This window comes from Xanthomonas sp. 3793, assembly GCF_024806835.1.
In the GTDB taxonomy this organism is placed as follows: domain Bacteria; phylum Pseudomonadota; class Gammaproteobacteria; order Xanthomonadales; family Xanthomonadaceae; genus Xanthomonas; species Xanthomonas arboricola_F.
This window is the reverse complement of the sequence record NZ_JANTYU010000001.1, coordinates 179357-206107: the sequence shown is the minus strand read 5'-3', so window position 1 is coordinate 206107 and position 26751 is coordinate 179357. Positions and strand designations below refer to the sequence as shown.

24 protein-coding genes and 2 pseudogenes are annotated in these 26751 nt (G+C 63.8%); 15 read left to right on the top strand and 11 right to left on the bottom strand.

The window, feature by feature from the left end:
• Positions 1-1100 precede the first annotated feature (1100 nt).
• Entirely contained in the window at positions 1101-1733 is a 633-nt protein-coding gene (locus tag FHY18_RS00935; protein WP_259149431.1) for a carboxymuconolactone decarboxylase family protein, read from the bottom strand.
• A gap of 937 nt (positions 1734-2670) precedes the next feature.
• Between FHY18_RS00935 and FHY18_RS00930 the strand changes: the two genes are divergently transcribed.
• From FHY18_RS00930 to FHY18_RS00915, 4 genes are all read left to right on the top strand, one after another.
• Positions 2671-3087 (top strand): hypothetical protein, encoded by a 417-nt coding sequence (locus tag FHY18_RS00930; RefSeq protein WP_259152444.1) that lies wholly within the window; start codon positions 2671-2673, stop codon positions 3085-3087.
• A complete protein-coding gene (locus tag FHY18_RS00925) occupies positions 3084-4400 on the top strand; it encodes a sorbosone dehydrogenase family protein (RefSeq protein WP_259149430.1) in 1317 nt (438 codons plus the stop codon). Before FHY18_RS00930 ends, FHY18_RS00925 begins: the two co-directional genes overlap by 4 nt.
• 402 nt (positions 4401-4802) lie before the next feature.
• Positions 4803-5489, top strand: coding sequence for a thermonuclease family protein (locus tag FHY18_RS00920; RefSeq protein WP_259149429.1), 687 nt, complete (start codon positions 4803-4805; stop codon positions 5487-5489).
• A gap of 167 nt (positions 5490-5656) precedes the next feature.
• The gene (locus tag FHY18_RS00915; RefSeq protein WP_259149428.1) at positions 5657-6712 is read left to right on the top strand and encodes a Gfo/Idh/MocA family oxidoreductase; all 1056 of its coding nucleotides are present in this window, start codon (positions 5657-5659) and stop codon (positions 6710-6712) included.
• A gap of 150 nt (positions 6713-6862) precedes the next feature.
• Here the strand turns inward: FHY18_RS00915 and FHY18_RS22035 are convergent, their stop codons facing one another.
• From FHY18_RS22035 to FHY18_RS00895, 4 genes are all read right to left on the bottom strand, one after another.
• Positions 6863-7129: a hypothetical protein gene (locus FHY18_RS22035; RefSeq protein WP_259149427.1), complete on the bottom strand. Its 267-nt coding sequence runs from the start codon at positions 7127-7129 to the stop codon at positions 6863-6865.
• A gap of 313 nt (positions 7130-7442) precedes the next feature.
• Complete coding sequence (locus FHY18_RS00905) at positions 7443-7718, bottom strand: hypothetical protein (RefSeq protein WP_055854279.1); 276 nt, start codon at positions 7716-7718, stop codon at positions 7443-7445.
• A 171-nt stretch (positions 7719-7889) separates the two neighbouring features.
• The gene (locus tag FHY18_RS00900; protein WP_259149417.1) at positions 7890-8315 is read right to left on the bottom strand and encodes a YqaA family protein; all 426 of its coding nucleotides are present in this window, start codon (positions 8313-8315) and stop codon (positions 7890-7892) included.
• 200 nt (positions 8316-8515) lie between these two features.
• A complete protein-coding gene (locus tag FHY18_RS00895) occupies positions 8516-9058 on the bottom strand; it encodes a TetR family transcriptional regulator (protein WP_259149416.1) in 543 nt (180 codons plus the stop codon).
• Between the two features lie 223 nt (positions 9059-9281).
• On the opposite strand from FHY18_RS00895, the gene FHY18_RS00890 reads away from it, so the two are divergent.
• Together FHY18_RS00890 and FHY18_RS00885 are read left to right on the top strand one after the other, a co-directional pair.
• The gene (locus FHY18_RS00890; protein ID WP_259152443.1) at positions 9282-9893 is read left to right on the top strand and encodes a DUF1349 domain-containing protein; all 612 of its coding nucleotides are present in this window, start codon (positions 9282-9284) and stop codon (positions 9891-9893) included.
• A 202-nt stretch (positions 9894-10095) separates the two neighbouring features.
• The gene (locus tag FHY18_RS00885; RefSeq protein WP_259149415.1) at positions 10096-11241 is read left to right on the top strand and encodes an MFS transporter; all 1146 of its coding nucleotides are present in this window, start codon (positions 10096-10098) and stop codon (positions 11239-11241) included.
• A 175-nt stretch (positions 11242-11416) separates the two neighbouring features.
• Here FHY18_RS00885 and FHY18_RS00880 read toward each other — a convergent pair.
• From FHY18_RS00880 to FHY18_RS00860, 5 genes and pseudogenes are all read right to left on the bottom strand, one after another.
• A pseudogene (locus tag FHY18_RS00880) lies at positions 11417-11578 on the bottom strand (RDD family protein); the annotation flags it as partial.
• A gap of 482 nt (positions 11579-12060) precedes the next feature.
• The gene (locus FHY18_RS00875; protein ID WP_259149414.1) at positions 12061-12339 is read right to left on the bottom strand and encodes a hypothetical protein; all 279 of its coding nucleotides are present in this window, start codon (positions 12337-12339) and stop codon (positions 12061-12063) included.
• A 315-nt stretch (positions 12340-12654) separates the two neighbouring features.
• Complete coding sequence (locus FHY18_RS00870) at positions 12655-14052, bottom strand: alginate export family protein (protein WP_259149413.1); 1398 nt, start codon at positions 14050-14052, stop codon at positions 12655-12657.
• A gap of 6 nt (positions 14053-14058) precedes the next feature.
• Positions 14059-14949 (bottom strand): glyoxalase, encoded by an 891-nt coding sequence (locus tag FHY18_RS00865; RefSeq protein ID WP_259149407.1) that lies wholly within the window; start codon positions 14947-14949, stop codon positions 14059-14061.
• 307 nt (positions 14950-15256) lie between these two features.
• Entirely contained in the window at positions 15257-15562 is a 306-nt protein-coding gene (locus FHY18_RS00860; protein WP_259149405.1) for a XapX domain-containing protein, read from the bottom strand.
• Between the two features lie 607 nt (positions 15563-16169).
• Between FHY18_RS00860 and FHY18_RS00855 the strand changes: the two genes are divergently transcribed.
• Positions 16170-17198 carry a DJ-1/PfpI family protein gene (locus FHY18_RS00855; RefSeq protein WP_259149404.1) on the top strand — a complete coding sequence of 343 codons (1029 nt, stop codon included), beginning with the start codon at positions 16170-16172 and terminating at the stop codon, positions 17196-17198.
• A 15-nt stretch (positions 17199-17213) separates the two neighbouring features.
• Positions 17214-18218: a GlxA family transcriptional regulator gene (locus FHY18_RS00850; RefSeq protein WP_259149403.1), complete on the top strand. Its 1005-nt coding sequence runs from the start codon at positions 17214-17216 to the stop codon at positions 18216-18218.
• Positions 18219-18261: 43 nt separating this feature from the next.
• On the opposite strand, the pseudogene FHY18_RS00845 reads toward FHY18_RS00850, so the two are convergent.
• Positions 18262-18922 (bottom strand): annotated as a pseudogene (locus tag FHY18_RS00845) (AraC family transcriptional regulator); the annotation flags it as partial.
• A gap of 873 nt (positions 18923-19795) precedes the next feature.
• Here FHY18_RS00845 and FHY18_RS00840 point away from each other — a divergent pair.
• The 7 genes from FHY18_RS00840 to FHY18_RS00810 all read left to right on the top strand — a co-directional run bounded on the left by FHY18_RS00840 (position 19796) and on the right by FHY18_RS00810 (position 26358).
• Positions 19796-20314: a dehydrogenase gene (locus FHY18_RS00840; RefSeq protein ID WP_259152442.1), complete on the top strand. Its 519-nt coding sequence runs from the start codon at positions 19796-19798 to the stop codon at positions 20312-20314.
• The gene (locus tag FHY18_RS00835) at positions 20302-21060 is read left to right on the top strand and encodes a PIG-L family deacetylase (RefSeq protein ID WP_259149402.1); all 759 of its coding nucleotides are present in this window, start codon (positions 20302-20304) and stop codon (positions 21058-21060) included. Before FHY18_RS00840 ends, FHY18_RS00835 begins: the two co-directional genes overlap by 13 nt.
• The gene (locus FHY18_RS00830) at positions 21057-21659 is read left to right on the top strand and encodes a class I SAM-dependent methyltransferase (protein WP_259149401.1); all 603 of its coding nucleotides are present in this window, start codon (positions 21057-21059) and stop codon (positions 21657-21659) included. Before FHY18_RS00835 ends, FHY18_RS00830 begins: the two co-directional genes overlap by 4 nt.
• Positions 21656-22324, top strand: coding sequence for a glycosyltransferase (locus tag FHY18_RS00825; RefSeq protein ID WP_259149400.1), 669 nt, complete (start codon positions 21656-21658; stop codon positions 22322-22324). Before FHY18_RS00830 ends, FHY18_RS00825 begins: the two co-directional genes overlap by 4 nt.
• A 302-nt stretch (positions 22325-22626) precedes the next feature.
• Entirely contained in the window at positions 22627-23988 is a 1362-nt protein-coding gene (locus FHY18_RS00820) for an alpha/beta hydrolase (protein WP_259149399.1), read from the top strand.
• Positions 23985-25511: a GMC family oxidoreductase gene (locus FHY18_RS00815; RefSeq protein WP_259149397.1), complete on the top strand. Its 1527-nt coding sequence runs from the start codon at positions 23985-23987 to the stop codon at positions 25509-25511. Before FHY18_RS00820 ends, FHY18_RS00815 begins: the two co-directional genes overlap by 4 nt.
• A 43-nt stretch (positions 25512-25554) precedes the next feature.
• Complete coding sequence (locus FHY18_RS00810; RefSeq protein ID WP_259149396.1) at positions 25555-26358, top strand: SDR family oxidoreductase; 804 nt, start codon at positions 25555-25557, stop codon at positions 26356-26358.
• The last annotated feature ends 393 nt before the right edge of the window (positions 26359-26751 follow it).

Below are 26751 nucleotides of genomic sequence, written 5' to 3'. Positions count from 1 at the left end.
AAGGCGTTTAATTTCACGTGTTATTCACTTCAAACCACAGCGGTCCGTCCCCTCGGAGTTGCGCTGACGAAGTACTCGGCAAATACGTTGATGCATTCGCCGTGTGCCTGCGGTTTGTTTAACGGCGCTAGCCATTAACTCTAAAGTCTGAATGGACAGTTGCTATTCAGAGAAAAAGATCGTGCGATAGGCAGCGCCGATTCACTCCATAGCGATATCGGACTAATAGGCGGCTAACAGATCAAAACATGGAAAATTGTCGGACCGAACGCAACAATAGTCCGTCACATTTCGCAGAGGGCGGCCATCCTAAATGCGATGAAGAGCGTGGGTAATCGGGGAATCACGTTGAAGATGTGGGTAAATCCCTTACGCCGTGTGGCGAATTCAACCGGAAGTTAGGCGCCCTAACGGACTCTGCTGTAAGCAGCGTGATTTTGAATAATTTTGAGTGCGACGATGGTTTAAACGGTCCAGGCGAAATTGTCCCCCGATGTCATTGCGATAAAAACGTCCTCTCACAGCGCCGAGCGGCCTCGTCCGATTGTGCGAAATTCGACGTCTAACGGCGCTGATTGCGCAATCGGTTGCGAAGAAAATGAATGATTTGAATAATTTAGTTTATTTTTTGAGGATTTTCTCAAGGTCGTCGCCTTCTAGGACGCCCAGGATGATCTGGGCGTTATTTAATTATCCGATCTTGCAACCCCTGTAGGTTCTTGGGCGATTGCGAGAGGAGGAGGGCGGTGCGGACAAGCTTTTCGCATAGCCAGCGTCCGAAGCCTGCAGAGGTTCAGCCCGCTTGGTGTGGACGCCGGTGACCGCTGCCTCAGACGTATCGCGCAAGGCGGTGAGGTTTGAGCGATCTGCTCAGCCAGGGCCGCCAGTCGTCATGCACGGCACGGCGTGGAGGCCGGCCCGGTGCCCGCACTTTCCGCAGGTGTGGGCGTGGGCGTTCATAGTCGACAGGCCGGTACTGATTCAGCAGGCAAGCACGCATGCAGTAGCGGCGATTTCACCGTGGTCAGGTCGCTCCCAGCCACGCGGCAGCGCATCGGGCGGAATCGCCCGCCCGCGGCTGCATCAGCGGATCGGCATTCTCACTGCGTCTTGGCCAAGGCGGCCTTGGCGCGGGTGCCGGCCGCCGCACCGACCCGTGTATCCAGCACCTGCGCCAGCGCATTGAGCTGCGCGCTGCTCACACCGATGTGCATGCTGATCTTCAGATGCGACTGCAGTTGCGAGTCCACCCCCTCCAGCGCTGCGAGCATGCTCACCGTTGCCAGCTCGCGGCTGACCCAATCGAGGTTGTCGCGCGCGAAAATGTCGCCGAACAGATGCGTCTTCAAATAGGCATCGATGGCCGGTGCGAACTCGAACAGCGGCCCAGACACCGCCGCCCCCACCAGCTGCGTTTGATTGGCGGTGCCCAACGCAAGCAGTTCCGGGCCGGTCGGCACCGGACCCGGCAGCTCGCCCTGCGTGTCGGCAAGGCCGCGCTGTTGCCGCGCTTGAACCACCTGCATCAGCGCCGACAGCGCATTGAGGCTGCGCGGAAAGCCGGCATATGCGTAGACCTGTACCAGCACTTCCTTGCATTCGTTGATGGTCAGCCCGGTGTCCAGGCCTGCCTCCAATGCGGTGGTCAAACGGCCGATATCGCCGGTCGCCGCAAACGCGGCAATCGGTGCGATGGCTTGTTGTCGGGGCGACAGACTTTCCGAGATGGGCATACCGATGGACTCCGGGGAATGTGTTGCCGCGGGGGAGGGGGCAACCACACAGACAGCGACCGCGCCAAGGACGCTGGCCACGACGCGCGCGAGCACGTGAGGCCGACGCACCGAAGTGGTGGGTCTGTCAGATACAGATCTAGGGGTCGCTGCGCTGAAATCCAAGCGTTATCTCCTTGCGTGATGCGATAGCCGCAGGCCTGGGCGGCTGCGCGATGGGCCATGCACGCGCCGCGATGCGTCTGGACAGGACATGGCGCCAGCATGCCGTATCCGCCTCGCCGTTCCAGCCGCGTGTACCGCATGCAGTTATGAGGTGCGCTCATTACCGCGTGGCGGTAACGGTGTGATGCGCCGAGATCGTTTGATGCGCCGACACTCTCTGCAAGCGGGGCGATGGCAGCCCACGATTAGACAGGCAACGGACCATCCAGCGGTTTGCAGCACGTAAGTGCGCAGCGCTCTGCGCAGACCCAAGACGCCACCGCCTCGCGTGCCAATTCTGTGGTGGCGGGCGCAGCCGCGACAGGTGGTGCAGCACGCGCTACCACTGCTGCGCTCAATACCGCTGCCAGCATCACTGCTCCGATCGTCTTCATCTGCCTGCTCCCTGAGTGGATGCGGCCAGCCTAAGAGCGCGTTCTCGCTGCACCGAGCACTCCATGACCTGTGGTCGGTATGCCGGTCCAGTGGTCGTGTGGCGGGATGAGCGGCGAGGTGTCTGATCGAACTGCGCGAGCGGGCACCGATGGATGCCGACAGCAGGACGGTGCCAGCTGGCCTTTGAGCATTGCCAGGCGCAACCGCGCAACGACCCGGCGCGTGCAACAGTGCGTTCATGGCATGGCCGGGGCGGTGCACGCGAAATCGTCCTGCTCATCACACGCCAGCTGGCAGCATCGGGGCACGTTTCGCCATTGCCCCCAACGAGTCCGCCATGAATGCAGCTGTCGTTTTGCCCCGTCGCTGGGCCATCCATCCATTCCATGCAGCCGTGCTCGGCGGCGTATGGCCCTTGTTCCTTGGCGCGCTATTGAGCGACTATGCCTACTGGAGCAGCTACCAGATCCAATGGGCCAACTTCGCGTCCTGGCTGTTGGTGGGGGCCATGGTGGTGACCACCCTCGCGCTTGTGGCCGCCATCGTCGGGCTTGTGCGCGGCAGCCGCAACGTCATCTATGTACTCGCATTGGTGGCCACCTGGATCGTCGGATTCTTCGATGCGCTGCATCACGCGCGCGATGCCTGGGCCATCATGCCGGCGGCTTTGACGCTGTCGGCAATCGCCACGCTGTTCGCTTTGGTCGCCACCTGGGCGGGATTGTCTGGTCTGCGCATGGGAGGTGCACGATGAGCCGCTACACACATGTGCTTGCAGTCTCCGTCCTTGCCGCAGCATTGGCCGCCTGCGGCAAGGCGCCCGAGCTCGATCAGCACGGCGCCACGCCGGAATTGCCGGCCCCGGATCGCGGGGTACTGCCCGACATGACGATCGCCGAGCCCACCGCATGGGGCGACCGCAAGCCGACCGTGCCGGCGGGGTATCGCATCACCGCCATCGCGACCGAGCTCGGCATTCCGCGCCAGACGCTGGTGCTGCCGAATGGCGACATCCTGGTGGCCGAAGGCCGCGGCGGCTCTGCACCAAACCTCAAGCCCAAGGACATCATCGCAGGCCCGATCAAGGCCAAGGGCACGTCCAAGGCCAAGAGCGGCAATCGCCTCACCTTGTTGCGCGATGCCGACGGCGATGGCACCTATGAAATGAAGACGGTCTTTGCCGACAAGCTCAATGCGCCCTACGGGCTTGCGCTGATCGGCAACGCGCTGTATGTCGCCAATCAGGACGCGCTGCTGCGCTTCGACTATCGCGAGGGCCAGACCAAGGCCAGCGGCGCACCGAGCAAGGTGACCGATCTGCCATCGGCCATCAATCATCACTGGACCAAGGCGCTCACCGCCAGTGCGGACGGTCGCTACCTGTATGTGGCGATCGGCTCCAACAGCAACATCACCGAGCGCGGCATGGTCGCCGAGGTCGATCGTGCGCAGGTCTGGCAGGTGGACGCGGCAACCGGCGCGCACAAGCCATACGCCACCGGCCTGCGTAATCCCACTGCATTGGCCATCCAGCCCGGCACCGGTGCGTTATGGGCAGTGGTCAACGAGCGCGATGAAATCGGCCCGAACCTGGTGCCGGACTATCTGACCTCGGTCCGCGAAGGCGGCTTCTACGGCTGGCCTTACAGCTATTGGGGCAAAAACGTCGACGAGCGGGTGATGCCGCAGGATCCGCAGAAAGTGGCCTCTGCAATCACACCCGACTACGCGCTGGGCTCGCATGTGGCCGCGCTGGGCGTGGCGTTCTCGTCGCCGGTGATGGGCGCGAAGTTTGCCGACGGCGCATTCGTCGGCGAGCACGGCAGCTGGAACCGCGACCCGCCAGTGGGCTACAAGGTGGTGTTCGTACCGTTCCGCGACGGTCGCCCGGCGGGTCAGCCGATCGACTTCGTCTCCGGTTTCCATGGCGATGACGGCAAGACGCGCGGCCGCCCGGTCGGTGTCACTGTCGATCCGCGCGGCGCGTTGATCGTGGCCGACGACCTGGCCAACATCATCTGGCGCGTGACGCCCGAAGCGGCCGCAACCGCAACTACGCCACAGTAAGCCGCAATGCGAGAACCCGCCCGCGCGGATCATGCGTCGGGCGGGTTTTCTTTTGTTGCTGTTACTACGCAAGGCGGCCAGACAGCCAGATGCCTGGCAGTGCGCCCAGCAGGGCAGGGCGAGCGTGCAACAACGCGAGGCAGGTGACGTGCGCGCCATGCACGCCGTGCCCGCGGATGCGTCGCACACTGCGATGTAGTGCGTCGCCAGTTGATCGTTGCGCGCAACCTGCAGGAGATAGCCATCCCCACCGCATTCGCCTACAGTGCCGGCCCTGCGTCGGCACTGCCGCGTGGACGTCTGGCGTCAGGACAGCGCCGGGCAAGGCCATCCGGCTGAGGGTGCATACACGGGAAGAACGCATGGACGACTTCTACCGATCGCCAAGGGACGTTGTTGTCGATGTTGTTCAGATGGGTGTGGGGTGTTGTTGGTGTCGCGCTCGTTCTGCCTGCCAGCGCAGCAGAGCTTGTCGGTCGGGCTGCCGTCACCGACGGCGATACCATTACCGTGGCGCACAAGCGCATCCGGTTATGGGGAATCGATGCGCCGGAAAGCGCACAGCAGTGCAATGGCGCGGATGGCGTTGCGTGGCCTTGCGGTCGTCGTTCCGCGGCGGCGCTGGACGGTTACCTGATGGACAAGACCGTGCTTTGTCGGCAAACCGATACCGACCGTTACGGGCGTCTGGTTGCCGACTGCTTTGTACAAGGGCAATCGGTCAATGGCTGGATGGTGCGCAACGGCTGGGCGGTGGCGTATCGCCAATACGCCACCGCGTTCATCGCCGATGAGCGCATCGCACAGCAGCAAAAACGCAATCTCTGGCAGGGAACCTTCCAGCAGCCTGCCGAGTACCGCCGCAACAAGCGGCAGCAGATTGCTGCGCGCGCGTCGGCAACTGTATCGGCAGCGGTGCCGGGCGGGTGCGTCATCAAGGGCAACATTTCGGGCAAGGGCAGCAAGATCTTTCACATGCCCGGTCAACGCGATTACGCGCGTACCAGCATCTCGACCGAGAAGGGCGAGCGCTATTTCTGTTCGGCGCAGGATGCGCTCAATGCCGGTTGGCGGCCTGCCGCCCGCTAGGCGGGGAACCGGATCGGTAGGCCGGGCATGAGATGCACATAATGCAGCACGCGCACCGGCCGTGTTCGCTGCGCGGGGTTGCAGTCCTGTGCCTGAGCCGCCATGCCGCGCCGATCGAAACGCGTGGTTTGCTAGCATCGACCGCTCCACGACAACGCGGCGACCCCATGCCACTGCTCCACGTTCCCGAGCCCGATCTGTTCGTGCCTGGCCAAGGCGAGCCATCCCTGCGCTGGGGCGTGCTGGGGCCGGGCGCGATTGCAACCGCCTTCGTGCGTGCGTTACGCAACAATACCCAGCAACGCGCGGTGGCAGTTGCTTCGCGTAGCGGGGAGCGTGCGAACGCGTTTGCGAAGGCATGGGCGATCGAGCGTGCGTACGACAGCTATCAGGCGTTGGTGGAAGACCCGAACGTCGATATCGTCTACGTCGCCACGCCGCATAGCGAGCATCTGGAGCACGGCCTGCTTGCGCTACGTGCGGGCAAGCATGTGCTGATCGAAAAGCCCATCGCCACCTGCGCCGACGACGCGCGCCTGCTGGTACAGCAAGCGCGTGCACGCGGTCTGTTCCTGATGGAAGCGATGTGGACCCGCTACCTGCCGCACACCTCGGTGATCCGCAAATTGCTTGCCGACGGCGCACTTGGCCATGTGCGCCAGGTGTTTGCCGACCTGAGCCAGCGTGGGCCCAGCGACCCCGCACATCGGCAACGACGGCCCGACCTTGGCGGTGGCGCGCTGCTGGATCTTGGCGTCTACGCCGTGCAGTTTTCCTCGATGATCCTGTCCGCGCCCACCGCGATCGCTGCCGTCGGCGAACTCACCGACACCGGCGTGGATGCCTTTTCCACTGTCGTGCTGTCGCATCGCTCGCAGGCGCAGTCGACATTGATCAGCTCCATCGTCGCGCGCAGCAGTTCGATGGCCTACGTCGCCGGCACCGAAGGGCGCATCGACCTGGCCGGGGACTTCCACAATCCGTCCAGGCTGCGGATCGGCAGCAACGATGACGCCGGTACGCCTGTCGAATGGACAGACCCGACCGGCATTCAGGGCTACGACGGGCTGTCATGGCAGGCCAACGCGGCCGCACGCTACATCGGAGAAGGCCGTCGCGAGTCGCCGCTGCATCCGCTCGACGAAGTGGTGCAGATCATGACAACGCTGGACCTGGCGCGCGCGCAGCTGCAGGCAGCGGCAGTCAGCGCCGCCATGGCTTGAAGCGCATCACCCGTGGCAGCGACAGCTCAGCCGATACAACTTAGGCCGCCTGGTGCCTGATGCTTGCGCCGCACCGCAACGACACTGCCGCATCGCGTCAGTCGGACTGCCTGCACTCCCGGCAACCGAAGGCAGCGCGGATGTCACCAGTCAATCGCTCTCGCGTCGCACCCGGGTGCGGTAGGCAGACACATTGTCGCCAGCGATCTGCGCGTTGCGCGTGCCGATGATCGTATCGACCTTGATGTCGGTACCGCTCACCGCCTTGGCATCGATCTTGGTTTCGCGCTCGAACGCATGCGATTGATCGGTGTTGCGGTGTTGGCACCACGCCCGGCGTTGCTGCCCTGCGCAACCGCCGCAAACAGCGCCGCCGTGGCCGGCAGGCCCGTCGGTACGGTGTAGAAATCCTTCCACTGGTCGGCCAAGACGCCGCTGACCGTAGCCACCACCGCCTGGATCAGACCCATGAGAACATCCTGTCGTTTAATAGACCGGCAGCGTACCTGTCTTGCGCGCGCAACTCTATGCCCTGCAGCAGGTGCAGCAGGTGCAGCACGTGCAGCGCGGCGTTGACGGCGACACTGCAGGGCGATGTGCCGATCCAGCAACGACGGCGACTGCAACGCACCACCTGCATCCCGGCGCCACACATGCAAAGCCCCGCATCTGCGGGGCCTTGCATCATGCATGCGGCGGCGCGGTAAGGCGCGCTACGCGTGTCTGGTAATCACGGTAGATCGCACTTGATCTTGCCGTCCACATAATACGGTTTGGGAACGTCGGGATTGGTGCTGGTTTTTTCGAACACCACCTCGAACGAGGCCATGTCGACCTTGCCCTGACGTGAGGTACAGGCATCCTGAAGTTTCTTCTTCACCGCTGCGATACCGGCCTCGCGGTTGGCGCCATCGGCACTATTGGTCAGGTTGGCCACCTCGGCCCAGGCCTGGGTGCTCAGGCCAAGCAGGCACCCGGCGAGCAGCATGCTGTGCAGCTTCTTCATACGATCTCCTTTGCAATGTCCATTGTGCAATGTCCCTGGATGCGCAGCAGATGGGCTGCGGCGCGTCGCAAGCATAGGCATGCCACGTTAAGAACCCGTGCGCGGCCATGCGCATCGATGGCGCGCCGCGTCATGTGCGTTGCACGTCCGGCAGGCTTCACCTGCCTGCCGTTACCGCACAAGCGTCAGCGTTGCCCATGCGAGCACACCGTAACGTGTGGTCTTGGCGACCGCCACCAACGGCAGGAAGACACGCAGCGGCTCACGCATGACCCCGGCCGCCAGCGTCAGCGGGTCGCCGATGATCGGCATCCAGCTCAAGAGCAGGGACCATTTGCCGTAGCTGCCATACCAGGCTTGCGCGCGTGCCAGGGCCTGCGGCGTCACCGGAAACCAGCGTCGCCCCTGAAAACGCACCAGTTCGCGCCCGATCCACCAATTGATCAGCGAGCCCAGCACGTTCCCCACGCTCGCGGCGGCCACAAGCCACACGACCGAACCGCCATCGAGCAGCAGCGCAACCAATGCCGCCTCCGACTGCGCAGGGAGCAGGGTGGCGGCAATCAACGACAGTGCGAACAGCGAGAGATAGCTCAAGCACGGCCTATGGGTTGGTCATGGCGATTTGAATGTAAAAGAATGCTGGATAGCTTTGGGACACGCATGCATTGGTCGACGAGCGACAGCCACATCCGCAGCACATCACCTGATGGCTCGGTGTGCAAACGATCCGTCTGTCGTCATGCAGGCGATGGCCCGTTACGCCCATTTCCCAACAGGACGGCGCCCAGCATGCATTACAGCAAGGCCAGCTGTCCCACCGCATTGCGCACGCTTTTCTTGGTCATGCGCACCACCGAGCGATGGATCGTCATCCCTTCGATCAAGGCATCGATGGCACTGGCAGCGGGCTTGGAAAAATGCAGCTCCAGCGCCGCGCGACTGCGTGCCATCCATTGCTCCATGATCGCCGTCATCTCCGGGTGGCGGCGCGCAAACGCGTACAGCTCGTAGCTCAGCAGCAGGATCCGCGGCGAGGCGGTACTGTCGGCAAAGATGATGTTCACCACCGCATCGCAGGCCTGGTCGCGGTTGTTCGCAGCACGGATCTCGGCAGCGAAGTTTTTCGACACCTCCTGCGAGAAGCGGGTGAATGCCGCGATCAGCAGCTCGTGCATGGAACCGAAGTAGTAGGTGGTCGCGCCCAACGGCACCTGCGCTTGTTCGGCAACCTTGCGAAAGGTCGTCCCGGCCACGCCATGGTCGACGACCACCTGCAAGGTGGCCTGCTCGATGTGTTCTTTTCGATGTGGGTCTTGCTGCCAGGTCCTGCCGCTCATCTGTGTTCGCGCACGTATCGACCAGGCGATGGTAATCCAGAGTTGACTTGCCAATTGGTACGGATGTACAAATTGACGCTAACGGCTTTGCGATGACTGTGAGAAAGCATCGAAGAGCCTTGCCTTTTCGTCACGAGGAATACGTATGACGGGTTCGCAAAAACACCAGGTCGATATCGCGCGCAGGGCGACACTGGGCGGCTTGGCCGCTGGTGGCGTGGTCATGGCAACCGGTGCCGGCGCGGCGCCATCAGGCAGTTGGAAGCCAGGACAATGGTTGAACGAGCCCAAATCGCACCGCAGTGTGGACGGCAATGTATTGGAGGTCGTGACCGACAAGGGTACCGACTTCTGGCGCGAGACCCATTACGGGTTCACCCGCGATAGTGGGCACTTTCTCGGCATCGCGGCGCCGGCGGCGTTTACCTGCCAGCTGCGCGTCCGCGCCAAATTCGAGCAACTCTACGATCAGGCCGGCCTGATGATCCGCGTCAATGAGCGCCAGTGGGTCAAGGCGGGGATCGAGCTCAGCGACGGCCGCGCGATGCTCAGCAGCGTTCTTACCGATGGCAAGTCGGATTGGGCGACAGGTCCTTACGAAGCCGATCCGTCGGACTTCTGGATCCGCGCCACCGTCGACAAGGGCGTACTGCGTTTGCAAGCGTCCAAGGACGGCAACTACTGGCCGCTGGTGCGGCTATGCCCATTCCCGGTCGCTGCTCGCTATCTGGTGGGCCCGATGACCTGCACGCCAGAACGCGAGGGCTTGAAGGTCCACTTCTCCGACTGGATGCTTGGCCCGGTGCTGGACAAGGACTTGCACGATCTGTCCTGAGCGCCTGGCGCAGCCAAAAAAAGACCGCGGTCATCGCCGGGCGGAAGCGGCCGGTGCGAGGTGCGAGGTGCGAGCCATGCCACGCGGACACTGCGCTGCCGAGTGCGCAGTCACGGCGACCTGACCACGATTCGCCGTCCTTCTTGGTCGCTTCTTGCGCCGTCCGTGCTCGGCAGGCGATGTCTTTGCAGTTGGATCATCGATGACTTCTCGTGTTTCCCACCGTGCGCAACAGCACGCAACCCGCGCCGCATTCTTCATTCCCGGATTCGCCGTGTCGATCTGGGCGCCGCTGGTTCCCTTCGCCAAGCACCAATCGGCATTGGACGAAGCGAGGCTTGGACTGGTCCTGCTGTGCCTGGGTGCCGGATCGCTGCTGGCGATGCCCGTCGCCGGGGTGTGGGCGTCACGCGCGGGCTGCAGGCGCGTGATGCTGGCCACCGTTGCCATGATGTGCGTAGCATTGCCGTTCTTGAGCGCAATGCAATCGGCAGCGGCATTGGGCGCGGTGTTGTTTCTGTTCGGCGCCGGGGTTGGCGCGATGGACTGCACGATGAACATGCAGGCAGTCGCGGTCGAGCGCGAGAGCGGCAAGGTGATGATGTCCGGCTTCCACGCCTTCTACAGCATCGGCGGCTTTGCCGGCGCCTTGCTGATGACGGTGCTGCTCAGCCTGGGCATCGCACCGCCGATCGCTTCGATGATCGGCATGCTCAGCATCGTGCTCGTCGCTGCGCTGGCTGCCCCGCATTGGAGAGCGGAGCAGGGCACTCAGCCAGGCCCGCTGCTGGCCTGGCCGCGGGCTGGCGTCTTGTTGATCGGCATGCTGGCGTTTGTCGTGTTTCTCGCCGAAGGCACCATCCTGGATTGGAGCGCGGTCTTCCTGACGCAGGTTCGCAGTGTCGATACCGCCGTGGCCGGCGCAGGCTATGTGGTCTTTGCATTGACCATGACTGCCACGCGGCTGTTTGGCGATGCATTGGTGCAGCGCGTAGGCCGCGTCCGATCCATCATGCTAGGTGGACTGGCTGCATGCCTGGGCTTTCTGATTGCAGTACTGATGCCCTGGTGGCAGCTCTCGCTATCGGGCTATGCACTGATCGGACTGGGATGCGCCAATATCGCGCCGGCATTGTTTTCGATGGCCGGTCAACAGCGTGCCATGCCCGAGGGCCTGGCGATCACTGCGATGACGACATTGGGTTACGCCGGCGTCCTGGCCGGCCCCGCCTTGATCGGCTTCGCCGCCCACGGTTGGGGGCTGACAGCCGCGCTGATGCTCGTTGCCGCCGCCATGCTTGCGGTCGCGATTGCTACCCGCTGGTTGCGATCGGAGTACGCTGAGTAGGGCGGCGCAGAGCTGGACAAAGCCTTGGCTATCAAGGAAGAAGCAGGCACATGCAAGGCTGTTGGCAAGGCCGCCAGCGTCGTTGCGACATGATTAGCACCTCGGCTACGTTCAAGCGATAGATTGGCCCAGACCGCAGCAGCCACTACCGGCAGTCGCCCACTATCCGCAGCGTCTACTGCATGCTTGGTGCTGAGACACCACCACCCGCGGCCAGCGCCTTTGGCGCGAACCGATAACTAGTCGAACGCCATGACGATGCGATGCCCAGATCATAGCCGTAGACCAGTGTGACTTGAATGGCCGACATCGCAGCTGCTTTCTTGTCGTGTGTTAATCAATGCAGCGAGGTGGAAGCCCATCTGCTCTGGTGGGGGCAGGGTGAAGTAGATGCTATTTTTGCAAGATATTTAAATATCCGGATGTTCAATAGCGGTGGGCGATAAAAACACGCTTGGCCATATCGCAAGACCCGCAACCGGATGTGGGTGCTGATGTCGAAAAGACTATTCCACAAGTTCAAGCCATAGCTTCGGACTTGCTTGAGAAGTGGACATGGCTCCGTTGGCAGTTAGAGCCCGTTAGTCTCTGGCTCTGGTCGCTGTGCGTGTCAGGTGCCCTTGGCAAGCAGCGTGATGTGGGTTGTGGCATGCTTGCTCCAACGATGGTCGTGCTGGGGAGCGGAAGTCATGCGCTACTGCGCTGACATTCCGCTGCCTTACTTCATCCAACTCCATGTTGTGCCGGTGGCGCCACTTGATCCGAAATTCTGATTTCATGAAAACTCTTGCGTATCTACTGGTCACCATACTTGGTGTTTCATTTCCATTCTGTTCCCTTGCTTGCCAGCCCATTGGAAAAGGCCCGTTCAATGAATTCACCGAGGAAGAAGCGGTTCACCATGCTGATCTTGTCATCACCGGAAGAGTGATTGAAGCGAGAGAGGCGATGGACCTGAATCCCCAGGGCATGCAACGGCCCTATGCCTATCGCCTCAAGATTCGCGTGGAGCAATGGGTCAAAGGTGGTGGCAATAACATCGTGGAAGTCATAGACGATTTTGGAACGGACTGCGACGGTTTGAACGGAGTAACTCATATCATCGATTCTCCATTCCTCTCGGTTCCAAGGTGGAAGATATATATCAAAAGGTGGCACGGACAACTCTACGTTGGTACGGCGCGTCCAGGCTAACCCCCTGTATGCCGTGCGAGAGGGAAGGAGCCCAGGCGCGATCGCTTGCGCAAGCGCGTTGCCATAAAAATGTGGGCATCAACGGGGCAGCGGTGCTTTGCATTCATTCACCTTTGCGTCTATCGACGCAAAGATGCTTCAGCCGCACGCGCGCATCCGTTCGCCATGCCGTCCTGGTCATCAACAGTCTCGGCGCGGCCGCGGGCGATCCAGCGCCAGCTACCACATGAACTTCATCTCGCAGCCAACGTAGTTGCTGTCGTGGCCACCGGCGGCACGCACGGTGTCACCCACCTGGTAATGGACTGCTTCGATGGCGGTCTGCAGCTTTGCATTGAGCTCCCAGTCACCGCGCAGCTGCAGATAGCTGCCCGTCCAGTGATTACCGTTGCCTGCGGTGCCGGCCAGCGGAATATCCGGCTGCACATAAACGGCGTCGGCGGTGCTCTGCCGCCATAACAGGCCCAACGCGGCAGTGACACTCAGGCGCGTAGTGGGCCGCAGGGTGAGCATCGGTTTGACCTGCAGCAGGTTGCTGTAGCCGGTGTAGCCCGCTAGGTTGATGTACGCGCCGTTCGGAAACAGCGGGTTGAAGGTTCCAAGCCGTCTATCGCCCGGATGTCGATCGCCGGAAGCGGTATCGATCTGCAGCCCCAGACGTGGCATCAGCGCAGTGTCCTGCAGGGTGTAGCCCGCCTTGAGGCCGAGCGCCCAGGCACGCGCGCGGCTGTTGCCGACCTTTCCACGTTGCCCCATCGCTTCGATATCCCAGTCCAGGCCGGTGTGTACACCTGCGAAGCGGGCATCGAGGATGTCGCGTCGCTCGTTGCCGGCGGCATCGAGAAAGCTGGCGTCGTCCTGCCGATAGCGCGCGTAATACAGCGACAGTTCGTCGCTGCCCAGGACGTGGCGTTCGACGCGCACGGTAGCAAGGCGCAGATGTCGGTTGGAGAGATCGTCGAAACTACGGACATCGGCGTACTGCACCGGCTGGCTGACAAACGCAATCCAGCGCCATGGGCCGGTCTCGTAGTTGACCCACACCGCATCGAAGGACTGGCGCACATTCGGGCCATCGCGCAGCGAGACGAATCGCTGCAGGTCGAAGGCAAACTCCTGCCGGCCCATGCGCAGCTTGATCTGGCCAGTGCCCAGCGGCGCGGTGTAGGCGAGGAAGGCCATGCGCAGGTCGACGCGGTTGGCATCGGCCGGGCCGATGCGGCGTTTGTCCACTGCGCGGACGTCTTCCAGTTGGGTGAACAGCTGCAGGTGCTCGCCGACCCGCATATCCAGGTGCGCCTGCAGCCGGTGCAACAGATAGCTGTCGCTCTCGCGTCCGATCCCCAACGCTGGCGTGTGGTTGCTTTCGAAGCGTTCGCGCAGGTTGATGCCGAACGATGCGTAGCCCACATCGCCAAGCGGCACATATTTGAGGCGATCGAACGGGTGCGTGCGCAGCGCCGGATCGGCAAGTGGCGACCAGTCTTCCTGCCAGCGGTTGGACTTGATGGCAGGACGCAGCGGTGTCGCGGCAATGGCATCGACGGAAGCCTGTGCCCATGCTTTTGCGCACGGGCACAGCAGCAACGCCAGGGGCAGTGTGAAGCGTAACGACATATGCAATCAGGAGTGGAGTTCGGTGTGCAGCTCGGCGACATATCCACCGGGAAATTCCACCATCGCCGACTGTCGACCCGATGCGGTCACGGCAGGCACCAACACCTTTGCGCCGGAAGCGGTGGCGCGGGCGAGCGTTGCCGCAAGGTCGTCGACGGCGTACCCGGTGAGCTCGTGCCCATACGGATAGGGCAGGTGGCCGTCGGTCACCAGCACCTGCAGCGCACCGAAGCCGGAGCTGATGACGATGCTGCGGTACATGGCGCCAGGCCGGCCGATCAGCGTTGCGTCCGCATGACGGTCATCGTGCAGCAGCTTGCCATGCGAAAACCTCAGCCAGGCTTTGACAAACGCATCGGCGCGATCGGGCGAGACGTAGACGCGGTTCTCCGGAATCGTCGCCAGCGGTGGGTAATGCGGCGCGCTGTCGTGCCAGTACAGCTGCATGCTGACGCCGCCCGGCCAGGCAATCACCGCATCCATGCCGATCGGATCCTTGAACGGTGCAACCAGCACCTCCGCTCCGGCAGCACGTGCGGCCGCGATTGCCTGCTGCATGTCGGTCACCAGGTAGCCGGTGCGCTCGCTGCCGAAGGGGTGGGGCACCGGTGTGCGGAATCCGAACAACGACACGGTGCCTGCCGGCGTCTGCACCAACTGCGAGCTGGTACTGCTGGGCGTCGGCGTGACCGTGGCGATCACCTGGCGCGTGCTCTGCCCGCCGAAGGTTGCGGCGAAGCTGTGCGCGAACGCATCCACATCGGCAGGTGCCACATAGACGTGCGTGGTGTCGTATTGCGGACCCACCGACACTGGTGCTGCGGCATCGGCAAGGACCGGGAGGATCGCGCTCAACACCAGCGCAGCGGACAGGCTCAGGGAAAGTAACGGACGCATGGAAGTTCCTTCGGGAAAGGGTGGAGCGACGGCATTGCCGGCCATGGGTAATCGATGCCATCGCTGCAAGGAGGCATCTGCACGCGAAGCGTTCTTGTACGCCGTTTGACCCGGGACGCCACTTGCTACACGCCGCGTGTGGTGTCGTGTTTGGTTGATCAAGCCGGCGATCCGTTCGGTAGCTCGCGGCGCATCGCCACAGGGAACAATCGACCGATCGACGCGCCGTCGCAGCAAGGCTCCGGCCGGCAACGCAGCCGGGGCTGCGCAGGCGGCATGCACCATCAGGCCGGATAGACAGGTGCGCTTACGTATCGCCCCCGTCGGTTTGCGCGGGTGGCGGCGATGGCGCTTGCGGTGCATCCGTCGATGTGCGTTTGCCTGCGGGCAGATGCCCAAACATATGCGGCTTGACCTGATGGCCGATCCACGAGGCTTCGGCCTGGCTGCGCGTTGTCAGCTGGCGTACAAGAGGCGGCAATTGCTCACCGATCAGGATGCCAAGCAAACCGACCAACGCAATGACCGGTGGCGCTGGCGAGCGCACGTTGAGCAGACTGTAGATCACGCCGACCAGCAGGCCGGCGCCGAGCGAGAGCAAATAGGGCTTCATCGTGCGACTCTCCTGTTTGAAACACGCTTCGCGCACGTCTGCATTCGATGACGTGTTCGAATCGCCGCCAGCCAACTTGCCTGATCGCGAGGCGAGGGCAGTGCACCGGCCCCGAGCGTCCCGCTCTGGCCCGGCAACTCAGACATCGTCATGGACGCGACCTCTCTGGATAGGGAATCGCTGGGTCATGGCGTCGCGTGGCGCCAGCGGTGCCGTCCATGCTGGACGTATCGCGTCCAATCAAGAACACCGCGTCGGGGCAGGGTCCGATGACTCGATCGGGGGATGCATGTGCACGCGTCGCACGGCGCGTCGCCAGCATGCGTCCTGGACCGCAGGCCGGATCAGGCGACACCACCGGCATCGCAGATCGGCACCGACACATGGCAGGAAATGACGCAACAGCGGCATTGTTGCCGCAGGGTGGCGGGCGAAGAATGCCCGCACTCCACCCAGCTACGGCAGCACCATGGCAACCGGCATCTTCTCTGGATTGGTTCGGCACACCGCGTTGGCTGCATGCGTGGTACTAGCCGGGTGCGCTGGGCCGCCATCGAAGGCGACGCCACCTGCAGCCGGGACATCGAGAGCGTCACCCACAGAAGCTATGTCGATCCCCGCCTATCGGGCGCGTCCCAACCGCTCGCGCGCAGTGATTGCGGTGGTGGCAGAGAACGCAGGTGTGGAAATCAGCGATTTCCTGGTGCCTTTCGCGATCCTGTCCCGCGCTGGCACGATGGACGTATCGGCGGTGACGCTCGACGCGGGGCCGCTTTCCACATTCACCGATCTTGGCAGGCCCGGGTTCCGGATCGCGACCGATACCACGGTGGCGCAATTCGATGCGACCCATCCACTGGGCGCCGACTACATCATCGTGCCGGCGCAGGCAACCACGCCGCGCCTGCTTGCGTGGCTGAAGCGGCAGTCCCGGCAGGGCGCCACGATCGTCACCATCTGCAACGGCGCCCTGGTCGCCGCGCAGATGGGGATGTTCGATGGGCGGCGCGCCACCGCGCATTGGTCGACCGGCGCTGCGCGGACACGGCAATATCCGGCGATACGCTGGACGCCGAATCGACGCTATGTTGCCGATGGAAACTGGATATCGACCGCTGGCGTCAGCGCCGCCATCCCCGCGTCCATCGCGCTCGTGGAGGCCATCAGCGGGCCTGAGACGGCGCGGAACGTCGCCCAGGGCGTCGGTGCCGTGGCGTGGTCGGCGCAGCATGACAGCGATGTCTTTTCGCCGCGGTTGGGCACGACGGCGGTGCCACTGGCAAAAGTGCTGTACACCAACCGTTGGCTGCACGGCCGCGACCAGATCGACGTACTGGGCAGGGCGGGAATCGATGAGGGTGCCCTTGCGTTGACGATCGATGCGTACTCAACGACGGGCCGCAGCCAGGCCTCTCTCGTGTCAGCCACTGGCGAGCCGTTTGTGACACGTCACGGACTGCGCATCCTGCCCGATCGGGCGCTTAAGGCGGGGACTGCCGCTCCGCTGCTGATCGCTGCCGATCTGGTACCGGTGGCGGCGCTGGACACTGCGCTCGATGGCATCATGCAGCGATACGGTCGTGCGACCGCCAGGGGCGTCGCGCTGGCGTTCGAATATCCCGATTTCCCGCATTGACTGCACAAGGCGTCCATGTCCGACTCTTCTCCATCGCGTCACGTTGTGCTGCTCGCCCACGACCAGATGAACGTGCTCGATCTGACCGGGCCGGTCCAGGCGCTGCACACCGCCAATCAGTGCCGGCCGCTGGCCGACGGGAGACTGCGCTATACGATGACCGTCGCATCCGAACACGGCGGCCTGGTGACCACCAGCGCCGGGCTGCAGATCGTCTCTGTGGCATTGGCCAGCCTGGAGGACACCCCGATCGATACGCTGATGGCACCCGGCGGGTGCCGCGGTGACGTGTACCAAGCCTCTGCAGGTCTGGTGGCGTGGGTGGCGGCGCGTGGCCCGACCGTGCGCCGGTTGTGCTCGATCTGCACAGGTGCGTTCCTGCTGGCCGCTGCTGGGCAGCTGGAAGGGCGGCGCGCCGCAACGCACTGGGACTGGGCAGCGCGGCTATCGAATCTGCATCCTGGCGTACAGGTCGATGCCGACCGAATTTTCGTTCGCGACGGTAACGTGTGGTCCTCGGCAGGTGTCACGGCCGGGATCGACCTGACGCTTGCATTGATCGAGGACGATCACGGACACCGGCTTGCCATCGATGTGGCCAGACAGCTGGTCGTGTTCGTCAAGCGCTCGGGCGGGCAGTCGCAGTTCAGTGCGCCGCTGTCGGCGCAGGCCAGCACCGGCGGCGATTTCGCAGAGTTGCACGGCTGGATGGCGGCCCATCTGCATGAGGATCTGCGGGTGGACGTGCTGGCCGGCCGCATGAACATGTCGCCGCGCACCTTCGCTCGCGTCTACCGCAGCAAGTGTGGCGTCACGCCGGCCAAGGCAGTGGAAACGCTGCGTCTGGAGGCCGCGCGTCGCCTGCTGGAGTCCGGCACGTTGCCGATCAAGCGCATTGCGGCGCTGACCGGTCTGTCCGACGAACAGACCCTGCGTCGTGCCTTCCTGCGCTTGCTGGGTGTGGCACCGGGCGATTACCGCGAGCGCTTCCGCAGCAGCAGCTCCGTCCCATCGGCTTGAGAGCCGAAGGCGGCGGCGCCATCGCTGGTGCGGTGTGGTGCATCTAGCGCGATGCCGTTGCGGGAGGTTTGGCCGCATTCGGCGCGTGGCCAAACAAGGCTTTGAATGCGCGGCTGAAGCCAGCTTCCGAATCGTATCCGACACGGCGTGCTGCATCGCCAACGCTGATGCCACCGGAGCGGATCAGTTCGTCGGCCACCGTCAGCCTCCAACGTGCGATGTAGCGCATTGGTGGCTCGCCCGCGATCTCGGCGAACTGCGCGGCAAATGCCGACCGCGACATGCCCGCGCAACGGGCGAGGTCATCCACGCTCCAGCGGCGGTAGGCATCGGCATGGATAGCCGCGAGCGCACGGCCGATACGTGCGCCTGCCGGGCTGCCCAGCCAGCGTGCGTGCAGCGGCTCCAATTCGGCCCGACTGCGCAGCACGCGGATGACCATCAAGTCGATGATCCGCGACACCATCAGCGTCGCGCCGGCCTGCGCGTGGCGCGCTTCGACCATCAGAGTGCGACAGTTGCGCCAGCCATTCCGGCACCCGACCGGCATCTTGGGGAATGCGAATGACCTCGGGCAGGGCATGCATGATGGGCGGGAGAGGCCGGCGCTCGTAGCGGAACATGGCACCGATGACGTGTGCGTTTTCCTCGTCGCTGCCGTGCCGCACCCGCAGTGCGTCGCGGTCGAACGCAGCAGCGTCGAATGTCGACGACCGGGGTCAAGAACGGCCGAGTCCGGTTCCATCGTCTGACGCAATCGCCGTTGCAACGCTGTGGTCACTGTTTAGTTCTTGCTCGCATCGATCACTTAGGTCTACCGCCAGTTGGCCCCGCAGCTCGCCTTGCTGGATCGGGCACCATCTTTTGTGGCGAGCTCATACGCACAACTTGTCTCTGGAAGCGGGCCATGAACCAGAGGCTTCTCGCGCGCCGACATGCGAGCGCTGCGATTCGGCCGGAAGGTCGGTGCAGATGCATCGGTGCCGATCCCGGTCGGGGCCGCGTCGCACACGGTGGAGTCAACGTGCCCTGCACGTGAGGGAATTGGATATCTGACTCACTTGGGATTGACGAACCATCGTCTAGGTTGGCTTATGTATCAATCAGCCTTGGCCCGGAATGATCTGCCGGGCATCTCCTCGACCTCTTCGAATTCCGCGCTCGCGCAACGCGTGCATGCGCATTTGCGCTTGATGCCGCAACTACCAAATCCCGGTGCAGGAAACACGCATGCACGTTGGCAGGCATTGAGCAAGCTGGGTGCCGAGAGCTTGCCGCTTGCCAAGGTGCTGGAAGCGCATTACGACGCGTTGTCCATCTTTTCCGAGGCCGGTCAGCCGTTGCCTTCGAATGGAGCTGTCTGGGCAGTGTGGGCAGCAGGGGGGCCGCACGACACCGCGACGTACGAAGCGGACTCGTGCACTGTATCTGGTATCAAACCGTGGTGCAGCGCCGACTTGGACGTGGTGACGCATGCATTGGTGACTGTCGGCAGCGGCGATCAGCATCCGCTTGCCGCGGTGACACTCACGCGCCCCCACTTTGCGCTGGACGCTAGTCAGTGGCACGGCCCCGGCATGGTCGGCATTCCGACCGGCAGCGGCCATTTTGCAGGTGCGCCGGCAAGGTTGCTGGGTGAGCCGGACTTCTATCTGCAGCGGCCGGGCTTTTGGCATGGCGGGGCAGGCATCGCCGCCTGCTGGTATGGCGCCGCCACGGCCATTGCCGAGCAGGTCCGCCGTTCGCCAAGGGCGATGCACAATCCCTTTTCCGCAGCACACCTGGGCGCCATCGACGAACAGCTGACGGGTGCGCGACTGATGCTGCAGGACCTGGCGGATGCGATCGACAACGCTCCAGCCGAAAGCCATCGGTTCGCAGTTACTCGCTTGCGTAGCTTGATGGACCGCGTCTGCCGGGACGTGATCGAACGCGCTGCATTGGCATTGGGGCCCGTCTCGTTGTGTTGCGATGCCGAGCATGCGCAACGGTGTGCAGACCTGGCCGCCTTCATCCGCCAATCCCACGGCGAGAAGGACGAGCAGTGGCTCGGTGAACAGCTGCACGCGCGCGAGGGCAATCCATGGCTGCTGTGAGAGGCGAGCACATCGAAGGTCAAGGCGTCAGCGAAGCGCGTTGGCGCGCATCGCAGCAGTTGATTGAGCTGCCCATCACCAGCCTCGACCAGCTACTGGGCGCCGCCACACGTGTTGTGGTGATCTCTCCGCATCCGGATGACGAGGTGCTGGGATGTGGCGGCCTGCTTGCGATGGCCATTGCAGCCGGGAGGCAGGTGCTGATCGTTTCCGTCACCGACGGTGAAGCAGCCTATCCGCTGGACGACGCATGGCCACCGGCCCGGCTGGCTGCAGCGCGTCGCGACGAGTTGCGTGCTGCGCTGGCATGCCTGGGCATCGCTCCGTCCAACATCGTCAGGCTTGATGCCGGAGATGGCCAGGTGCGCGCAGGGGTCATCGCACTCGGTGCACAGATCGCCGATCTCCTGCAACCGGGCGATGCGGTGCTGGTTACGTATGCGCGCGACGGCCACCCCGACCACGAAGCGTGTGCAGATGCCGCGAGCAACGCAGCTGCACGCTGCCGAGCGCAGTTGATCCAGTTCCCGGTGTGGGCGTGGCATTGGGACAACCCGAACCAGAGTCAGATGCTGGCAGCGGCCACGCGTCTTCAGCTTACGCCCGCTGCACACGCTGCAAAGGTGCAGGCAATGTCAGCGTTCAAGACGCAGACCGGCCGCGTCACGCCCGCGCTGCCCAACCCCATCCTTCCCGATTGGGCGCTGGCCAGGTTTCAGCGCGACTTTGAGGTCTATCTCCCATGAACGCCCAGGCCAACGCAGAATATTTCGACAGCATCTACCAACGGCACGATCCATTCGGTTACGGGACGCGTTGGTACGAAAAGCGCAAACGCGACATTCTGCTGGCAACGCTGCCTCGGATGGGATTTGCACGTGGATGGGAACTGGGATGTTCCAACGGCGAGGCCACACGCGGGCTCGCCGCCCGCTGCGAGCGTCTTCTGGCGACCGACATGTCGGAAGCTGCGGTGGAACAAGCCAGACAGCGCGTGGGTGAGCGAAGCAACGTGGAGATCGTGCAAGCCTGCCATCCGCAGCAGTGGCCGGTGGGAAGTTTCGACCTGATCGTGCTGAGTGAGGTTGGCTACTATTTCGCCGCCGCCGATCTCGACGATCTGGTCGCGCGTCTCCAGCTGGCGCTCACGCCGGACGGATTGTTGGTGGCCTGCCACTGGAAGCATCCTTTCGAACAGGCACAACAAGATGGAATCGCGGTCCACGCCTGCATCGCCCGCTTGCTCGGCTTGCCGCTGAGTTATCGCTACGAAGACAGCGATTTTCTGCTGGAAGCTTGGACAGCGCAGCCGCTGTCGGTGGCACAGCAGGAAGGCCTGCGGTGATCGCCGTCATCATTCCCGCGCATAACGAGGCCGAGTGCATGGCCGCGTGTCTCACATCGGTCTTGCGCGCCGCCTCGCATCCCGAGCTGCAGGAGGCAGTGGAAGTGATCGTCGCGGTGGACCGCTGCACCGATGCCACCGCCGAGCTGGCGCTGGCATTCGGCGCGCGCGTGGTCGACGTCCCCACGCCCGGCGGCGTAGGCATTGCGCGCGCCGCAGCCGCATCCCAGGCAATTGCGCTGGGCGCCGACTGGTTGGCCGTCACCGATGCCGACTCGCGTGTTCCGGCCGATTGGCTGCTGGAACAACGCAGGGCAGGCACCGGCGTGTTCTGCGGCGTGGTGGAAGTTGAAGATTGGCTGGACTATTCCGATGAGGTACGCCGCAGGTTCGAACAGAGCCAGGCGACCGGCGAAGGCCATGGGCGCATTCACGGCGCAAACCTGGGGGTGAGCACCGCGCTGTATCAACAATGCGGCGGATTCTCTGCACTGACCTGCAGCGAAGATGTCGCGCTGGTCCACGCGCTGCAGGCAATCAAGGCGTCGATCGCGTGGTCGCCACGCTCGGTGGTGTGGACCAGTGCGCGCAGGCATGCACGTGCGCTTGGCGGGTTCTCGGATTTCTTGAAGCAGCTGGAAGTCTCGCCCTGGGTGCCTGCATAGCCGGTGACGCAGGCAGGAGGCGTTGTCTCTGAGAGAGCGATGCCGGCGGCAACGCCGCACTTCCGTGGTTTGCTCAGCGGGTGCCGTCGGGCGTAATTGGCTCTGGTTGCCGTGGCGACTGCAAGGCTACTGCCTTGCCGGACAAGCGACGCGGAATGCTTCTGCGCCTTTGCATAGCCTGCGTCGAACGACGGTATTCCACCAACCAACGCCTCCCGTTACTGACCGGCCTTCGACCTCATCTGCACGAGGCGTGGACGAAGCGTGCGCCACCATGCCGGACCGACGGATCAAGGTGTCACATGATCAAGCCAACGCTGTTCTTTCTGCATGCCCTCGGAGGCAGCCGGCATGCGTGGAGCAGTGTAATCGCGCAGCTAGGTGATCGCTTCGACTGTGTTGCCTTGGACATCCCGGGGTTTGGCGATGCGGCTCCGCTGGACCACTTCGACACGAATGCGCTCGTCGAATGGTTCAGCGCTGAAGTCATCAATCGACAGCCGCCATGCTGGTTCGCGATCGGGCACAGCATGGGTGGAAAGATCGCTACCTTGACGGCAGCGCGGGCGCGCGATGGTGTGGCAGGCCTGGCCGGTCTGGCAGGCATGGTGCTGGTTGCCGCCTCGCCACCAGCACCCGAACCCATGGAAGAGTCGCGACGACGCACGATGCTTGCCTGGTTCGAAACGGGTCAGCCCACACGTGCCGAAGCCGTGCAGTTCGTGGAGGCCAACTGTGCCTCGACGCTGCCTGACGGGCCCAGGGCGATGGCGATCGACGATGTCCTGCGCACCGCGCCCAGCGCATGGATTGCGTGGCTCACACACGGCAGTCGGGAAGACGTCCGCGCGCAGGCCGGATGCATTGGCGTGCCGGCAGTGATCGTCGCCGGTGAGCAGGATGGCGACCTGGGCGAGGCCGCGCAACAGCGCTTGAATGCGCCGCACTATGCGCATGCGCAGCTTGCCGTTGTGGCCGATGCCGCGCATCTGATCCCTTATGAGCAGCCGCAGGAGTTGGCGCAGTTGATCGCGGCGCATGTGGACCGCTGCGTGCAGAACTGCCTGCCCGAAGCCTTCGTTGCGCTGCTCAACTCCGAGCGCGTCGCACCGCGCATGCGGGCGACGCTGCTCGCGCGGCACGTAGGTCCGCCCGCCACGGCCGAGGGCGTGTTGAACTCGCGCCAGCTGACGGTGCTGGCAGCGGTGGTCGCACGCGTCCTGGATGGCGAAGGCGACGCGCGGCAAATTGCGCGGCGCATCGACGTGCAGCTCGCAGACGGTGCGGGCGATGGCTGGCGGCATGCTGACCTGCCGGAAGATCGCCTGGCAATAGCGCTTGGGCTGGATACGCTCGATGCGCTGGCCGGCGGCTTTGCCGACCTGTCGGTAGACAACCAGGACCACTGGCTGCAGGACCTTGCGCAGGCGGCGCTAGGCACCACCTCAGCGCATGGCCTGGATGCCGCCCAGCTGGCGCATTGGTTCGAGGACGTGCGTGCCGAGACGGTCCGCATCTGGACCAGCCTGCCCGCCACCATGGCAGCGCTGGGCTACGACGGGTTCGCCGTTGGCGCTGCCGGCACCGAGAGCCTGGGTTACGCAGAGACCGCAGCGGATCGGCATGAGTCCTGGCAACTCCACGCCTCCGGAGCCAAACGATGAAGGCTGCTGGCACACAGGATGTTGTCGATGCCGTCGTGATCGGCAGCGGTGCTGGCGGTGGCCCCCTGGCGGCGCGGCTTGCGCAGGCCGGCGTTTCGATGGTCGTGCTGGAGGCGGGCGCGGCGTTCACGCCGCAGTCCCACATCCCCGACGAATTGACCACCGGCATCTACTGGATGGACGAGCGTCTGAGCGGTGGGCAAACGCCGACTGCGTTCGGACCGAACAATTCGGGTTCCGGGCTAGGCGGTTCCACCCTGCATTGGGGCGCCTTCTGCCCACGGCCGGACAAGCGCGATCTCAGCCTTCTGACCCAGACCGGCCATGGTGCCGATTGGCCCATCCCACACGAGGAGTTACTGTCTTATATTCGTCGTGTAGAGACGTTTATCGGCGTCTCCGGACCCGCGCATTATCCATGGGACCCCGCGCGCAGCTATATGTACCCGCCACCGCAACGCAATGCGTCGGCCGCGGCCATGGAGCGCGGTTGCCGCGCCCTCGGCATCCGGGCGACCGATGCACCCGCCGCGTTGGTCACCAGGCCCCACCAGCAGCCGCATTGGGGCCAACGCGCAGCCTGCAACAACTGCGGCGCCTGCCACCAGGGCTGCAGCAACGCCGCCAAGGTCAGCGTGGATACCACCTGGCTTCCTCTGGCCAGGGCGCATGGCGCGCAACTGCGCAGCGACAGCCGCGTGATCGATCTGGAACGCGATGGCCGCGGCGCGCTCACCGCGGTGATCTACCGCCAGCATGGGCAGGAGTATCGCCAGCGTTGCAGCACTGTCTTCCTGTGCGCGGGCGGGGTGGAGACGCCGCGCCTGTTGCTCAATCTGGGGCTGGCCAATTCCAGCGGACAGGTGGGGCGCAATTTCATGGCGCATGTGGCTACCCAGGTGTGGGGTGAGTTCGACGCAGACATACGCATGAATCGGGGATACCCGTCCTCGCTGATGACCGAGGACATGCTGCGCCCGGCCGATGCCGACTTCGTGGGCGGCTATCTGGTGCAGAGCCTGGGCGTACAGCCGATCACGCTGGCGAATACCTTGGCGCGCGGTGCCGGCCTGTGGGGCAGGGAACTGGTCGACACCATGCTGCGCTACAACCGCCTGGCCGGTATCGGAATCAATGGCGAATGCCTGCCGCACGATGCCAATCGCCTGGTCCTGTCGGACGAACGGGATGCGTTCGGCCAGCGCAAGGCGCGCATCGATTTCAGTTACGGGCCGAACGAGCAGGCCATCGATGCGCATGCGCGCGCATTGCTTCAAGCGATCTGGCAAGCCGCTGGCGCCCGCAATATCTTCGCGGCTGCGCGTTCGGCGCACACGCTCGGTACTTGCCGAATGGGCACCGATCCCGCGCAGGCCGTTGTCGATCCCGATGGCCGCGCCTTCGATCTGCCAAACCTCTACATCTGCGACAACTCGATTTTTCCCAGTGCACTGGCGGCCAATCCGGCGCTGACGCAAATGGCGCTCGGGCTACGTACCGCAGAACGTTTCCTTGCGCGCTAGCAGCGCCTGCGCCGCAACCTTATTCAACGACCAGGAGTTCAACATGGATCTCGGAATCAACCAGCGCATCGCCCTCATCAGCGGCGGCGACTCCGGCATGGGCAAGGAAACCGCACGCCAGCTGCTCGAAGCGGGCGTGCGCGTGGCGATCACCGATCTTCCCGACGGCACACTCGACCAGGCACTGGCCGAGTTGTCCGGCCTGGGAGAGATCATCGCCATCGAAGGCGACGTGACGCGGGAACAGGATGTCACCGCCATCTGGAACCAGGTGCGCGAACAACTGGGTGAGCCGGACATCTACATCAATGCAGCCGGCGTCACCGGCGCCACCGGCGATTTCCTGGAAGTCAGCGATGCAGGCTGGCTAGAAACACTGGACATCAACCTGATGGGCGCGGTGCGCATGTGCCGCCAGGCCATTCCCGCCATGCGTCGCAAGCAGTGGGGACGGATCGTGCTGTTCGCCTCCGAGGATGCGGTGCAGCCCTACGTCGATGAACTGGCCTACTGCGCGTCCAAGGCCGGCATCCTCAGCCTGGCCAAGGGGCTCTCCAAGGCCTACGGCGCCGACAATGTGTTGGTCAACACCGTGTCGCCTGCCTTCATCGCAACGCCGATGACCGACAAGATGATGCAAAAACGCGCGCAGGAGAACGGAACCAGTGTCGAAGAAGCGATCTCGTCATTCCTGGACGAGGAGCGTCCCGGCATGGTGCTCAAGCGACGCGGCCGCCCGGAAGAAGTGGCCGCGGTGGTCGCGTTCCTGTGTTCGGAGCGCGCCAGCTTCATCAACGGGGCCGGCGTGCGCGTGGATTCGGGCTCTGTGTTTACCATCGCTGGCTGAGCCGTGCGGCGCTGCCACCGTAGCGCCGCATGTCTTTAAAGCGCGACGGACAGCCGCTCACCCCGCATCCGCATGATCGTGTGTCTGGGTTGGTTCTGGGAGCCTCTCCCAGTGCCCGGCTGGGTATTGCCGCCGTACTGGATCCGATTGCAGCCGCTATCCATCGCTCTACAGGCCCGTACGTTGGTGGTACCCACCACGCAGTCCACGCTGGTTCGCTCTCCGCCGGAACGATCGCTACGGTCTTCTGAAAACACCCGGTACGGCGCCGGCGAAAAGCTGGCAGGTTCAAGCAGAAATCGTTCCAGCAGCCAAGCGAGCGGCGGGTCGTTGCCATACTGCCCGCAGAACAAAGCCCCCCGATTTTGGCGCACCCAATGACGGAATTTTCGG

Excerpts from the sequence above, each read along its gene's own strand:
- FHY18_RS00850 (WP_259149403.1), top strand. The coding sequence starts at position 17,214 with ATGTCCGACTCTTCTCCATCGCGTCACGTTGTGCTGCTCGCCCACGAC.
- FHY18_RS00875 (WP_259149414.1), bottom strand. The coding sequence starts at position 12,339 with ATGAGTTACTCCGTTCAAACCGTCGCAGTCCGTTCCAAAATCGTCTAT.
- FHY18_RS00870 (WP_259149413.1), bottom strand. The coding sequence starts at position 14,052 with ATGTCGTTACGCTTCACACTGCCCCTGGCGTTGCTGCTGTGCCCGTGC.
- FHY18_RS00890 (WP_259152443.1), top strand. The coding sequence starts at position 9,282 with ATGGCAACCGGTGCCGGCGCGGCGCCATCAGGCAGTTGGAAGCCAGGA.
- FHY18_RS00925 (WP_259149430.1), top strand. The coding sequence starts at position 3,084 with ATGAGCCGCTACACACATGTGCTTGCAGTCTCCGTCCTTGCCGCAGCA.
- FHY18_RS00855 (WP_259149404.1), top strand. The coding sequence starts at position 16,170 with ATGTCGATCCCCGCCTATCGGGCGCGTCCCAACCGCTCGCGCGCAGTG.
- FHY18_RS00840 (WP_259152442.1), top strand. The coding sequence starts at position 19,796 with ATGGTCGGCATTCCGACCGGCAGCGGCCATTTTGCAGGTGCGCCGGCA.
- FHY18_RS00935 (WP_259149431.1), bottom strand. The coding sequence starts at position 1,733 with ATGCCCATCTCGGAAAGTCTGTCGCCCCGACAACAAGCCATCGCACCG.
- FHY18_RS00895 (WP_259149416.1), bottom strand. The coding sequence starts at position 9,058 with ATGAGCGGCAGGACCTGGCAGCAAGACCCACATCGAAAAGAACACATC.
- FHY18_RS00830 (WP_259149401.1), top strand. The coding sequence starts at position 21,057 with ATGAACGCCCAGGCCAACGCAGAATATTTCGACAGCATCTACCAACGG.
- FHY18_RS00810 (WP_259149396.1), top strand. The coding sequence starts at position 25,555 with ATGGATCTCGGAATCAACCAGCGCATCGCCCTCATCAGCGGCGGCGAC.
- FHY18_RS00815 (WP_259149397.1), top strand. The coding sequence starts at position 23,985 with ATGAAGGCTGCTGGCACACAGGATGTTGTCGATGCCGTCGTGATCGGC.
- FHY18_RS00885 (WP_259149415.1), top strand. The coding sequence starts at position 10,096 with ATGACTTCTCGTGTTTCCCACCGTGCGCAACAGCACGCAACCCGCGCC.
- FHY18_RS00865 (WP_259149407.1), bottom strand. The coding sequence starts at position 14,949 with ATGCGTCCGTTACTTTCCCTGAGCCTGTCCGCTGCGCTGGTGTTGAGC.
- FHY18_RS00915 (WP_259149428.1), top strand. The coding sequence starts at position 5,657 with ATGCCACTGCTCCACGTTCCCGAGCCCGATCTGTTCGTGCCTGGCCAA.
- FHY18_RS00930 (WP_259152444.1), top strand. The coding sequence starts at position 2,671 with ATGAATGCAGCTGTCGTTTTGCCCCGTCGCTGGGCCATCCATCCATTC.
- FHY18_RS00905 (WP_055854279.1), bottom strand. The coding sequence starts at position 7,718 with ATGAAGAAGCTGCACAGCATGCTGCTCGCCGGGTGCCTGCTTGGCCTG.
- FHY18_RS00860 (WP_259149405.1), bottom strand. The coding sequence starts at position 15,562 with ATGAAGCCCTATTTGCTCTCGCTCGGCGCCGGCCTGCTGGTCGGCGTG.
- FHY18_RS00920 (WP_259149429.1), top strand. The coding sequence starts at position 4,803 with ATGTTGTTCAGATGGGTGTGGGGTGTTGTTGGTGTCGCGCTCGTTCTG.
- FHY18_RS00820 (WP_259149399.1), top strand. The coding sequence starts at position 22,627 with ATGATCAAGCCAACGCTGTTCTTTCTGCATGCCCTCGGAGGCAGCCGG.
- FHY18_RS00835 (WP_259149402.1), top strand. The coding sequence starts at position 20,302 with ATGGCTGCTGTGAGAGGCGAGCACATCGAAGGTCAAGGCGTCAGCGAA.